The organism is Salinivibrio sp. IB282 (genome assembly GCF_001995685.1).
Classification (GTDB): domain Bacteria; phylum Pseudomonadota; class Gammaproteobacteria; order Enterobacterales; family Vibrionaceae; genus Salinivibrio; species Salinivibrio kushneri.
On sequence record NZ_MUET01000020.1, the window covers coordinates 20,761 to 33,571 of the forward strand.

General features: G+C 50.9%; 10 protein-coding genes, 1 pseudogene and 1 riboswitch. Of the genes and pseudogenes, 10 read left to right on the forward strand and 1 reads right to left on the reverse strand.

Going from position 1 to position 12,811, the window contains the following annotated elements:
• Window position 1 precedes the first annotated feature (1 nt).
• The 9 genes and pseudogenes from BZG14_RS06425 (at window position 2) to BZG14_RS06465 (ending at window position 10,462) form a co-directional block, all read left to right on the forward strand.
• Window positions 2-1,036: a FecCD family ABC transporter permease gene (locus tag BZG14_RS06425; RefSeq protein WP_077608278.1), complete on the forward strand. Its 1,035-nt coding sequence runs from the start codon at window positions 2-4 to the stop codon at window positions 1,034-1,036.
• Window positions 1,036-1,812, forward strand: a complete 777-nt coding sequence (locus tag BZG14_RS06430) for a heme ABC transporter ATP-binding protein (RefSeq protein ID WP_158011733.1) — start codon at window positions 1,036-1,038, stop codon at window positions 1,810-1,812. The genes BZG14_RS06425 and BZG14_RS06430 overlap by 1 nt, the downstream gene beginning before the upstream one ends.
• Before the next feature lie 315 nt (window positions 1,813-2,127).
• Window positions 2,128-3,132: a substrate-binding domain-containing protein gene (locus BZG14_RS06435; RefSeq protein WP_069361290.1), complete on the forward strand. Its 1,005-nt coding sequence runs from the start codon at window positions 2,128-2,130 to the stop codon at window positions 3,130-3,132.
• Window positions 3,133-3,309: 177 nt separating this feature from the next.
• Window positions 3,310-3,411: riboswitch (cyclic di-GMP riboswitch) on the forward strand.
• A 146-nt stretch (window positions 3,412-3,557) separates the two neighbouring features.
• The gene (locus BZG14_RS06440) at window positions 3,558-4,151 is read left to right on the forward strand and encodes a TfoX/Sxy family DNA transformation protein (protein ID WP_069361291.1); all 594 of its coding nucleotides are present in this window, start codon (window positions 3,558-3,560) and stop codon (window positions 4,149-4,151) included.
• Between the two features lie 280 nt (window positions 4,152-4,431).
• Window positions 4,432-6,323, forward strand: a pseudogene (locus tag BZG14_RS06445) (FAD-dependent oxidoreductase).
• An 18-nt stretch (window positions 6,324-6,341) separates the two neighbouring features.
• Complete coding sequence (locus tag BZG14_RS06450; RefSeq protein WP_077608279.1) at window positions 6,342-7,490, forward strand: ABC transporter substrate-binding protein; 1,149 nt, start codon at window positions 6,342-6,344, stop codon at window positions 7,488-7,490.
• Between the two features lie 12 nt (window positions 7,491-7,502).
• A complete protein-coding gene (locus tag BZG14_RS06455) occupies window positions 7,503-9,212 on the forward strand; it encodes an ABC transporter permease (protein WP_077608280.1) in 1,710 nt (569 codons plus the stop codon).
• Window positions 9,172-9,843: an ATP-binding cassette domain-containing protein gene (locus BZG14_RS06460; protein WP_077608281.1), complete on the forward strand. Its 672-nt coding sequence runs from the start codon at window positions 9,172-9,174 to the stop codon at window positions 9,841-9,843. Before BZG14_RS06455 ends, BZG14_RS06460 begins: the two co-directional genes overlap by 41 nt.
• Window positions 9,836-10,462, forward strand: coding sequence for a CDP-alcohol phosphatidyltransferase family protein (locus BZG14_RS06465; RefSeq protein WP_077608282.1), 627 nt, complete (start codon window positions 9,836-9,838; stop codon window positions 10,460-10,462). The genes BZG14_RS06460 and BZG14_RS06465 overlap by 8 nt, the downstream gene beginning before the upstream one ends.
• A 1-nt stretch (window position 10,463) precedes the next feature.
• Here BZG14_RS06465 and punR read toward each other — a convergent pair whose 3' ends face one another.
• The gene (punR, locus tag BZG14_RS06470) at window positions 10,464-11,363 is read right to left on the reverse strand and encodes a DNA-binding transcriptional activator PunR (protein ID WP_077599877.1); all 900 of its coding nucleotides are present in this window, start codon (window positions 11,361-11,363) and stop codon (window positions 10,464-10,466) included.
• Between the two features lie 107 nt (window positions 11,364-11,470).
• On the opposite strand from punR, the gene punC reads away from it, so the two are divergent.
• On the forward strand, window positions 11,471-12,676 hold the full coding sequence (gene punC / locus BZG14_RS06475) for a purine nucleoside transporter PunC (RefSeq protein ID WP_077608283.1): 1,206 nt from the start codon (window positions 11,471-11,473) through the stop codon (window positions 12,674-12,676).
• Window positions 12,677-12,811: the final 135 nt, after the last annotated feature.

The window sequence follows — 12,811 nt, forward strand, 5'->3', positions numbered from 1 at the left end:
AATGCACGCTTACTTTCGTGAAACCCATCAGCGCCTATTCCCTGCGCTCATCTCAGTTTTGTTCGTTGTCGCGGTAATGTCGATAGCCGTGGGACAGTGGCAGCTCGGATGGCTCGTCAGTTTACAAAGCCTGAGCCCTTGGCAAAGTGATGTCGCACCGCATATCTTGACCATCGTGCAACAAGTCCGCTTACCACGCACCTTATTGTGTTTGTTCGTTGGCGCACTTCTGGCAGTATCTGGCGCATTAATGCAAGGGCTATTTCGTAATCCGCTTGCGGATCCGGGGATCATTGGGGTCTCTGGAGGGGCATCGTTAGGCGGCGCGTTAGGATTGCTACTTTTATCCTGGGGCAGCCTCAACGTCGGTTTTACCCTCTCGGTGCCGCTGTTTGCCTTTTTGGGTGCGCTGGTCGCCACCTTGTTTGTTTATCGTATTGGCACAACATCGATGGGAACATCGGTTACCGTGATGTTATTAGCCGGTATTGCCATTAGTGCCTTGTCGGGTGCGGCGCTCGGGTTAATCAATTACGTTGCTGATAACCAAACATTGCGTGATATCGCCTTGTGGTCAATGGGGTCGCTCACTGGCGCATCGTGGGGACTCATAGCGTTAACGGGCGTTGCAGCCGTTACCCTCACGCTTTTTGCCTATCGCTGCGCTCCGCATATCAACGCCTTATTACTTGGCGAGAACGAAGCTGCGTATCTTGGCATCAATGTTCATCGCCTAAAGCGCTTATTGATCATTGTAACAGCCGCTGGGATGGGCGTGTCGGTCAGTGCCGCAGGATTAATTGGCTTTATTGGCTTGGTTGTACCGCATATTGGCCGCCTATTGGCTGGGCCAGATCATCGCACCCTGATCCCTTTATCGGCGATATTGGGCGCCCTTTTATTGACGCTTGCTGATATTATCGCACGAATCATCGTTGCGCCGGCAGAGCTGCCAGTGGGGATCATCACCGCACTTATGGGGGCACCCTTCTTTTTATGGCTTTTGATCCAACAACGACAAGCAGTGGTGCATTAATGTCTGATATTGCCCTTAATGTTCGTGATTTAAGTTACTCGCTTAACGGACGCCAACTACTTAATCGCATCAATGTTTCCTTTGCTGCAGGCCAATTACATGTGTTGCTCGGGCCAAATGGCGCGGGGAAAAGCACCTTGCTCAAACAAGTGATGAGTGACAGCCATCCATCAGGCCAGGTTGATTTTTGGGCGACGCCCAAAGCCAGATGGCACGGTGAACACTTTGCTAAACAGGTCGCCTTTCTCCCCCAAAGTAGTGGCTTAACCTTTGCGTTTACCGTCAAAGAAGTGGTTCAAATGGGGGCTACGCCGTTACAAGCGAGTCAGGCGCAAGTTGCCGCGCTGGCCGATGAACAGTTACAGCAGTGGGATATCTCCCACCTTGCCAACCGGCCATACCCTATTTTGTCAGGCGGTGAAAAACAGCGAGTCCATATGGCGCGCATTGCTTTGCAGTTGGTCCAAACCGATCCTACGCGGGCCATCATGCTACTCGACGAACCTACATCGGCGCTCGATATTACCCATCAGCATTACACGCTACAACGCTGTCGGTCGCTTGCCGATCAAGGGATGACGGTGATCTTGGTGCTCCATGATCTCAATCTTGCCAGTCGCTACGCGGATCGCCTGTATTTTCTCAAACAAGGAGAGATGGTCTTAACGGGGACCCCTTGGCAGTGTTTTGACAGTGAACAGGTCTCGACGATTTATCAGTATCCGCTTACGGTCATTGAACACCCAGAGCATGCCTGCCCATTGATCGTGACCTAGTGCCTGATTTATTGCTATCAAGGTGGGAGCTTGCCAGCGTCGCCATGAGACTTTTGCATTGATAACCACCTAGCTGGGTCACAAAACCGTCTGTTGATGATCGTTCGCTCATCAGACCAATTGCGACTGAGCAGCAACCTAAGTAAACTGAGACCGCAACCGATTAACTATGAGAATGGATGAAATCGGATTCGTTACCTTCGCAACCGTCTAATGAGCCGGGATTGTGAAAGACATCGCCGCTGCGTTACAGCGGCGTTTTTCTGTAAGGTCGCGAGTAACGATCCCAAGGCTTCACAATATAGAAGAATTAAGATGGCAACGATTAAAGATGTCGCGCGTCTCGCGGGCGTTTCRACCACSACGGTTTCACACGTTATCAATAAGACCCGCTTTGTCGCCGAAAAGACCACCGAAAAGGTGTGGCAAGCGGTTGATGATCTAAACTATGCGCCAAGTGCGGTGGCGCGCAGCTTAAAATGCAATACGACGCGCACGCTTGGCATGTTGGTGACCAAATCGACTAACCCCTTTTTCGCTGAACTGGTTCACGGTGTAGAAGACTACTGCTATGAGCAAGGTTATACCCTGATCTTATGTAATACCGAGGGTAACTTAGAAAAACAGCGTGACTATTTGCGCATGTTGTCAGAAAAACGCGTCGACGGCTTGATTGTGGTGTGCTCGGATCTTAACGAAGACCTCATGCTGCTATTGGAAAAAAAGCGTGACCTGCCCATGGTGGTTATGGACTGGGGGAGTCATCATATCAACACCGACCGCATCGAAGATAACGCTGAATTAGGCGGCTATCTGGCCACCAAACACTTTATTGACAATGGCCATACCCAAATTGGCTGCATTTCCGGTCAAATGGATAAAAATACCTGTAAACAACGACTAGCAGGGTTTTACCGCGCACTGAATGAAGCCAATATAACCGCGAACCCTGACTGGATTGTAGAGGCTGACTTCGAGGCAGACCAGGCCAAAGTCGCTGCACAACAGTTCATTGATATGACCCACCGCCCCACGGGCGTGTTTTGCTTCAACGATATCATGGCGCTTGCGGCAATTAGCACCTTTAACCAAGCTGGGTTGCAGGTACCTGAGGATATGTCTGTCATCGGTTATGACAATATTGATCTCACCGAGTATTACTCACCACCACTCACTACCGTGCACCAACCTAAACGGCGGCTCGGTAAAACCGCCGTTAAACTCTTGCTCGCACGCATTAACGATAATGATACGCAACAGCAAGTATTTGAAATGGATCTCGAGCTCATTAGTCGTGAATCAGTAAAAACGATAAATTAGTGTTTTATAGAAGTTTTTTAAGCCGCCAATGCCTTTGGGTATGGTGGCTTTTTTAGTCTTTCGAGCCAAAAAGAGCCTTTACTTTAACTTATCAATTACAACTTTTTTGAACCAAAATCACATTTTGTATGGTTAGTGAGGGCGACATCACTGTCTAAGTATTATATGCTTATCCCTGTTTGAACAAGGCAAACCATGGCGAAAGCATGGGACGCAAAGCCACCGGCCTACGGACACTGATCAATCGTTTCAGTCAGTCACGGTAGCGGGGTTGCCAGCATCGTCGTTATAAAGCTGAAGATGGTGTCAATGCAATATGAAGTATCATTATTGATATTTTGATAACTTATTGACAATCCTGCCTGTTTGCCTTGTTACACTGACACATTATTTTTAGGCATTTGCATTCATCGAGATTGTTATTAATGGATAAACCAGCTTTAAAAGACGCGATGCGTTTATTTGCCGATTTTGGCAATATCAAATCCCGATCCATGTTCGGCGGATTTGGCTTATTTTGCGAAGACACCATGTTCGCCCTTGTCGTCAACAACACCCTTCATCTACGCGCCGGCAAAGAAAACGAAACCTTACTTAAGAAGCAGGGACTTACCCCTTACGTTTATAAAAAGCGTGGTTTCCCGGTGGTGACCAAGTACTTTGCCATTCCTGATGCTTGGTGGGACGATCACCAAAAACTCATCAATGAAGCTAAAAGTGCACTCGATGTCGCTATTCGCGATCGTTCGCTGAAAACCGAAACCAGTCCGTCGCGATTAAAAGACCTCCCTAACCTCCGGTTAGCAACAGAAAGAATGCTGAAAAAGGCAGGGATTGACACCCCCGAAACGCTGCAAAAACATGGCGCAGTCAACGCATACAAAGCCTTGGTATCTGCGCACGATAAAGACCTGAGCTTGGAGCTATTATGGTCACTAGAGGGCGCAATTACTGGCAAACACTGGTCAGTTGTCCCTCCTCAACGCCGCCAAGAATTATTACAACATCTAGAAAAATAACCTCTCACAGTCTCCCTTGTATAACGCTCWAATCTTTTCTGTGAGCAATGTTCGCGTTCAACACCGCCTCTCGGCGGTGTCGCCTCGCTTTTCGCTCAAAAAAGCATCAACCACACGTTTTTCACACTCTATTTGAAAGTCTCTCGCGATCGGACAGGTCTGATCCTAGGTACGATTAAGAGCACAGTTTCTTAATGCAACCAAAAAAATCAGCCAGTTAATTAGTCTAAAGCACCTAATGTTATATCTGGGCCCTATTTGCTACCTGACGAGACATAGTATGCCAGTAAAAAAAATCCTGCTTGGTTTAGTGATTGTTGCGCTTATTACCCTGTGGTTTAGTTTTGATCTCAGCCAATGGTTGACGCTTGAAAACGCCAAAGCACAACAAGCGGCATTAAACGATTACATTATCGAAAACGCGACCACCGCAAGTCTGGTGTTTTTTGTCGGCTATGTGGTGATGACAGCATTGTCGCTACCGGGAGCGGCAGTGGCGAGCTTATTGGGCGCAGCACTGTTTGGCTTTTGGTGGGCATTGGTGTTGGTCTCCTTTGCCAGCTCGATTGGCGCCACCCTTGCCTTCTTGGTGAGTCGCTTTATGTTGCGCGACTGGGTCCAGGCCAAGTTCGGTAATAAGCTCGACGTTATTAATCGTGGTATCGAGAAAGACGGCAGCTTGTATCTGTTGACCCTACGCCTAATCCCGATTTTCCCGTTTTTTCTGATTAACCTAGTGATGGGGCTCACCCCATTCAAAACCCGCACCTTCTATTGGGTCAGTCAGCTCGGTATGTTGCCGGGTACCGCAGTCTACGTGAATGCAGGGACTCAACTCGCCCAAATCGACGCACTCGGCGACGTGGTGTCACCCTCGGTGCTTGGCTCACTCGCCTTACTCGGCCTATTCCCGCTGCTGGCAAAGTGGATCATCGCGTGGGTCACGCGTCGTAAACGCTATCAAGGTTGGAACAAGCCTGGTCAGTTCGATCGCAATATGGTGGTCATTGGTGCCGGCGCAGGCGGTTTGGTGTCAAGCTATATCGCAGCCGTGGTGAAAGCAAAAGTCACGCTAGTTGAAAAAGGTTCGATGGGAGGTGATTGCCTAAACACGGGCTGTGTGCCTTCTAAAGCGCTGATCCGCGCGGCGAAAACCATGCGAGAAATTGGCAAGGCTAAGGCGTTTGGCATTCATACCCAGACGCCAGCCGTTGATTTTCCAGCGGTCATGGCGCGAGTTAAACAAGTGATTACCCACATTGAGCCTCACGATTCGGTCGAGCGTTACACCAAGCTCGGCGTGGAGTGCGTGCAAGGCGAAGCACACATCGTCTCGCCATGGGAAGTTGAAGTGAATGGCGAACGCCTCACTACCCGCAACATCGTGATTGCCACAGGCGCACGCCCTATGTTGCCCCCGATTCCCGGTTTGGCTGAGGTCACCCATTACACCTCAGATACAATTTGGTCTCTGAATGAACTGCCGCCACGGTTATTGGTGTTAGGCGGTGGTCCCATTGGCGCGGAATTGGCACAAAGTTTTGCGTGTTTAGACAGCCAAGTGACGCTCGCAGAAATGGCCGACCAACTTCTCAGCCGTGAAGATAAAGATGCCGCCCAGTTGGTTGAGCAGGCGTTAGAGCGTGACGGCGTCACTGTTTTAACACAACACAAAGTGAAAGCATTTGAGCACAGTGATGATCAACAAGTCGCGTTACTCGACGGTCCTGATGGGGAGAAATCCGTCGCGTTTGATGCAGTGCTGGTCGCGTTAGGGCGCAGCGCCAACACCAAAGGCTTTGGTCTCGAAAAGCTCGATATTCCAGTGACCGAGCGTGGCACAATTCAAATCAATGAGTATCTGCAAACCGCCTATCCCAATATTTACGCGGTGGGCGACATGATCATGGCTTTATTAAGGTGCTGACACCGAAAGGAAAAGATACCATTCTAGGCGTGACTATTGTTGGCGAACATGCGGGCGACTTGCTCGCAGAATTTACTCTCGCCATGCGGCACGGGCTTGGGCTGAATAAGATCCTTGGCACCGTCCACCCTTATCCCACCATGAGTGAAGCGGTGAAGTATACTGCCGGGATGTGGAAGCAAGCCCATGCCCCCGAGAAGCTGCTGAAATGGGTCGAAAAATATCACCGTTGGATGCGTCACTAATTGAAAAGGAAGATTAAAATGAAACATTGGATAGCGGCGATAACACTGTCGATCGCAAGTGTCGTCAGTTTAACCGCCTCCGCCAGCACCGAAAACCAGCGTTGGGAAAGTATTGAGCAACAAGCCAAAGGCCAAACCGTTTACTTTAACGCATGGGGTGGCAATCAAGAGATCAATGCTTACTTACGTTGGGCAAATCGGGAGTTGCAACGCGATTACGGTGTCACGCTTAAACATGTCAAAGTGGCGGATATCGCTGAAACCGTCAATCGCCTGCTTGCCGAGAAGACCGCGGGTAAGGATAGCGGCGGCAGCGTCGATATGGTTTGGATTAACGGCGAAAACTTCAAATCAATGAAAGAAAATGATTTGCTGTACGGCCCTTTTGTTAGCAGGCTGCCCAACTGGCAAATTGTCGATAAAAGCTTACCGGTTGAAGAGGACTTCACGGAACCAACAGACGGCCTCGAAGCGCCTTGGGGAGTGGGACAGCTGGTATTTATCCACGATAAGCGCACACTTGCCAACCCGCCTCGCTCGTTTGCTGAATTACTGAGTCTCGCGCAAGCGAACCCAGGTCGAGTGAGTTACCCAAAACCGCCGCAGTTCCATGGCACCAGCTTTTTGAAAGCGGCGCTGCTTGAGCTGACAGATTCGCCCGAAGCCCTTTACCTGCCCGTTGATGAGGTGGACTTTAACGCCGTGACCGCGCCATTATGGCGCTATCTGGACCAATTACATCAAGTGGCCTGGCGCGAAGGCTCACAATTTCCCTCCAGCAGTGCCGAAACCCTACAACTGCTAGACGACGGCGAGCTTCTCGTGGCGATAGCGTTTAACCCCAATGCGGCAAAAGCGGCAGTCGCATCTGGAAAGCTCGCCCCATCAGCACGTGCGTTTGCCTTTGACCAAGGTGCGCTATCTAACATTCACTTTATGGCGATCCCATACAACGCCAATGCCAAAGCCGGCGCCATGGTCGCTATCAACTTCTTGATGAGCGAAAAGGCACAGCTGCGTAAAGCCGATACCCAAGTATGGGGCGATCCACCGGTCGTTAAATTATCCGAGACCGCCGAGGTCAGTCGCTTTAATACCCAGCCCGAGCCACACCCGAGCTGGCAAACCGCGCTTGAGGCTGCTTGGCTGAAACGCTACGGCCAATAAAAAGAGGCTGATATGGCACGTTTGCTGTTTGCCATCACCCTAACGGTATGCTGCCTACCCTTGTTGCCAGGGGTCGGCGGCTTGCTCGCGAGTGCCTTTGCGTTCTTGCCCACCCTGGGGCTGACAGAGGCCAATTTTAGCGGCTGGCACCAAGTCATGGCATGGCCGGGACTTTGGCAATCGATTCAGCTGACGCTCATCTCGGGGTTGGGCAGTAGCCTGCTCGCGGTGGCATTTAGCTTTATGATTTTACAAGCCGCTTGGCACACGCCCATTTGGCAAAAGCTCAGTGCGCGCTTGCCTGCGCTACTGGCATTGCCACACGTCGCCTTTGCGATTGGCCTGGTTTTACTGCTTTCCCCCTCGGGTTGGCTGTTTCGCCTGTTAAGTCCCCTTTTCGGTGAGAAACCTGTAACTTGGGCATTAGTACAAGATCCTTATGTTATCGGGCTCACCTTGGCGCTAACGCTAAAAGAGACACCATTTTTATTATTGATGAGCCTGTCAGTGCTACGGCAAATTGATGTCTCTCGACTAACCATGGTATCAACCAGCCTCGGGTATAACCGCACCGCAACCTGGCTAAAAGTCATTCTTCCGCTTTGGCTGGCCAAAATGCGTTTCCCGATTTTTGCCGTCATCGCCTACAGTCTGTCGGTGGTTGATGTGGCGATGATCCTCGGGCCCAATACGCCGCCCACTTATGCGGTATTGGTATGGCAGTGGTTCAATGACCCTGATTTGGCGTTATTGCCCAGAGCCTCAGCTGGGGCATTGTTGTTATTTGCCCTATGTGGCCTAGCGTTATTGCTATTCCGCTTTTTGGCGTGGCTTGGCTGCCAATGTCTCAATCGCTGGCAATACACGGGCCGCCGCCACGCATGGCTGCCTGGCAAGTTACTCTGGTGGCCAGTGTTTATCACTCCCCTTGCGATTATACCTGTGTTGCTGGTGTGGTCATTCGCGCTGCGTTGGTCATTTCCCGATTGGCTGCCCAGTCGATATAGCTTACGGTTTTGGGAACAAGAACTGAGCTATGTGTGGTCATTGGTGGGAAACAGCATTGTTCTGGCGGTGATCAGCGCCAGTGTCGCCTTGCTGTTTGCTATTGGGTGTCTGGAGCGCTCGGTCAATCAGCGATGCTCGGTGCCGAGAGCCGTCATCGCCATTCCATTATTGGTTCCGCAACTCTCTATCTTGTTCGGTATTCAGGTGGCGGTGTACAGCCTCCCCGGCCAATGGCACGTGCCGGCAACCCTTTGGGCTCACATTTTTTTCGCGTTTCCTTATGTGTATCTCGCGCTCGATGGGCCGTGGCAGCAATTTGATATGCGGCTCATGCAAACCGCCAGGAGCCTCGGTGTCAGTGCAACACTGGCATGGTGGCGCGTTAAACTACCGCTGCTTTTGCCTGCGATCATCTTGGCGTGGGCGGTCGGCGCGAGTGTCAGTTTGGCGCAATATCTGCCTACACAGTTGTTGGGCGCGGGACGCATTAATACGCTCACTACCGAGGCAGTTAGCTTATCGAGCGGCCTCGATCGCCGTATTAGTGGTCTGTATGGACTGATGCAAGCGATGCTTCCCCTTATTGTTTTCGCCTTAGCCACCGTGCTTAGCCGTATTGCGGAGCGCCGCCTTTTACCCACATCAACACCGACTTATTCAGGAGCGAAACACCATGACACTGTGTGTCAATCAACTCACCATAAACGCGCCTGAGCAATGCTTGGTGCGTGATTTATCATTCTCGGTCGCCCCGGGAGAAATACTCACCGTAATGGGTCCCAGTGGCTGCGGAAAATCGAGCCTGCTGAGCGTATTGGCAGGACACATTCAACCGCCCATGCATTACAGCGGCCAACTAACCTTAAATGGTGAACCCTTTGATCACTTGCCGCCGGAGCAGCGCCGTATCGGGATTTTGTTTCAAGATGATTTGCTCTTTCCGCATCTCAATGTCTGGCAAAACTTGGCCTTTGCCCTGCCTTCATCGATGAGCAAAGCGCAAAAACGTGATCAGGCCATCGCAACATTAGGGTCTGTCAATTTAGCGGAGTTTGCCGATTATGCCCCCAGCCAGCTCTCCGGCGGGCAGCGCGCGCGGATCAGTGTGTTGCGTGCATTACTCGCCGCGCCCGATGCTATCTTGCTTGATGAACCCTTTAGTAAGCTGGATAAGCCGCTACGACGGGATTTTCGTGCTTTCGTGTTTGAGCAAATCGCGCAGCGCAACATCCCCGCGCTGATTGTGACGCATGATGCCGAGGATATTGCGCACCAGAGCCGCTGTTTAAATTGGCCTAAACGCCCAGCTAGCTCAGTACTGCATGAGGAGATGCAAAATGCTTGATCGCTATGCCATCGCCGTGATCCGCTGGCCATTGAAGCAGGCAGCGGTGCAGCTCACAAAGTGGTGGGTCAAACCTGATACCGTCACACTATCGGGCTTTTTGATTGGCTTGCTGGCGGTGCCCGCTCTGGCGCTACAAGTGTATTGGCTGGCGCTTGTGTTCATTATCATTAACCGACTGTTCGATGGCCTTGATGGCGCGCTCGCCCGCGAGCAAGGACTCACGGACGCAGGGGGCTTTTTAGATATCACCCTCGATTTTATCTTCTACGCTGCCATTCCCTTTGGTTTTGCGCTGGCTGATCCCGCTAGTAACGCCATCGCCGCCAGCTTTCTGCTGTTTTGCTTTATGGGTACAGGCGCAAGCTTTTTAGCGTTTGCGATTATGGCGAGCAAACACCAGATTGATAACCCAGTGTACGCCAACAAGTCGATGTATTACATCGGCGGGATCACCGAAGGCACGGAAACCATCGCCAGCTTTGTGTTGATGTGTCTTTTCCCTACATACATGGCATGGATTGCCGGCGTTTTTGGCGCAGCCTGTTTAATCACCGCCACATCACGGGTTTGGGCGGGGTATCAAACCTTGCGTACGCTCGATGCGCCGTCCTCCTAGCTTATAACCACTGGTACTGCAGTTGCTCTTTATCGCCCAGGTAGTCGAGCAGCCAGCGCACCGGTGGCGATTCTTTATCCGAGCGCCATGCAATACAACACGGACTACTTAATAGCGGTTCTTCAAGGGCAAGCTCCACCAACTCTCCTCGCGCAATCGCGTCTTCTGCCATGTGTGACGGCATCACACCAATGCCCAGCCCGGCCTTAAAGCATTGCATAGCACTGTGCCAATTGGGGACGGTAAGACGGCGCTGATTATCCAATAGCCAGGTAGTACGACGCGGCAAACGGCGCGAAGTATCTTCCAAACATATCGCCGGATACGACGCGAGCTGATCATTAGCCAGTGGCTGGGCACACTGTACGAGTGGATGCGACGGACTCACCACAAACCGCCAACGCAGGGTACCCATTTCTCGATAGCGAAACGCGCCGCTCACTGGCACAGCAGCCGTGGCACCAATGGCAATATCGGCTCTATCATCCGCCAGCGCATCCCACACACCATTGAATACTTCCATGGTCAGTAACAGCTCGACATCAGGAAACGCATCATAAAAGTCACGTACCAAGGTATTGACGCTATCCTCTCTTACGACGTTATCCAGTGCCAATGCGACACTTTGCGTCCAACCATTAGCAACACGCTGGGTTTGTTGGCGAATGGCTTCCATATTCTTAATCATCTCACGTGACTGGGAGACAAAGTACTCGCCCGCGGCGGTCAACCGAACCTGGCGATGAAGCCGCTCAAACAGGGTGACGGCCAGCTTGTCTTCAATCTGTCGTACCGTGTAGCTCACCGCACTCGGTACCTTGTGCAGCTCTTCAGCCGCCGCAGAGAAACTTCCTCGCCGTGCAACCACGTCAATCACTTGAAAATCTTGGTAAGAAAACATTCACATCAAATATTTTGAAAGCAGTATTCAAATCATAGCGTTTCACAGTATTAATTGTTAGGCATAAACTGCTCTTTACATTAATCTTTGTATCAAGAGATAAAAAAATGAACAAAAACGTGCCATTTATCACGCTGTTTTGGCTAGCAGGGCTCAGTATGCTCGGCTTCTTAGCCACCGACATGTATCTTCCCGCCTTTGAAGCCATGCAAATCGATTTTGCGACCTCGTCGGCCAATATCGGTTTGACCTTGAGCATCTTTTTGCTTGGCATGGCCTGTGGTCAGCTCGTTTATGGTCCCCTCTCCGACCGCATTGGCCGCAAGCCTGCGCTGTTAATTGGCTTAAGTCTCTATAGCGTTGCGACCGTGGTATGTCTGTTTGCAGATAATATTTATCTGTTACTCGGTGCGCGCCTTGTTCAGGCGTTGGGCGCGTGCAGCGCAATTGTGATTTGGCAAGCCGTGGTCATTGATCGCTATGAGGGAAAACTGGGGCAGAAAGTGTTCGCCACTATCATGCCTTTAGTTGCTTTGTCTCCAGCTCTCGCACCATTATTAGGTTCCTATTTACTCCAGCATTTTGATTGGCGCAGTATTTTTGTGGTTTTATTCGCACTAGGTATTATTTTTGTTGCACTGACCCTTCGTGAGGAAGAAAGCTTAACTAGCCCAGCACAAGATACTAAAATTATTGATAAACTTAAGGGTGACTACCAGCAAGTTTTTAAATCAAAAAAGTTCATCGGAAATATGCTTATCTTTGCCGGTTGCTCGGCCGCTTTCTTTGCCTATTTGACTGGATCGCCGTTTATCATGTCAGCGATGGGCTATACCGAAGCAGACATTGGCCTAAGCTACATCCCACAAACGATCGCGTTTGTTGTCGGCGGGTATGCCTGTCGTTATGCACTGAATAAACTCAAAGATCACAGCATCCTTCCTTGGTTACTGAAACTGTTTGTCGCCAGTGTGGTGGTAATCTTTTTAATTAGCTGGCGCACTGATGTCACTAATATTTGGGTAATCTTGGGGCCATTCTGCTTTTTGGCAGCGGCCAATGGTGCCATTTATCCACTCGTGGTAAACCGAGCCTTAGAAGATTTTAAATCATGTAGCGCGACAGCGGCGGGGCTGCTGAACTTCTTGCAAATGATRATCTGCTTCTTGGCGAGCGCCGTGGTGTCTGCGTTTGCGGCCTCGGGCTTGATCGCCGTCACCACCGTCATGCTGTCCACCTGTGCGGTGGTGATTATTGGCTTTGGCTTGGTCTGGCATGCAAACCGTCAAGCACAAACGCTAGCAGCCGCGTAATACTGCAGGCTGTAGAGACTAAAAAGGCGTCTTTCGGGACGCCTTTTTATCCTGCCAACTTTCCATCACGCAAACAGGCAACAAGCTCACCTTTACCAATGGGAAGTACACCCACATCGAGTTCAGGCTGTTGCT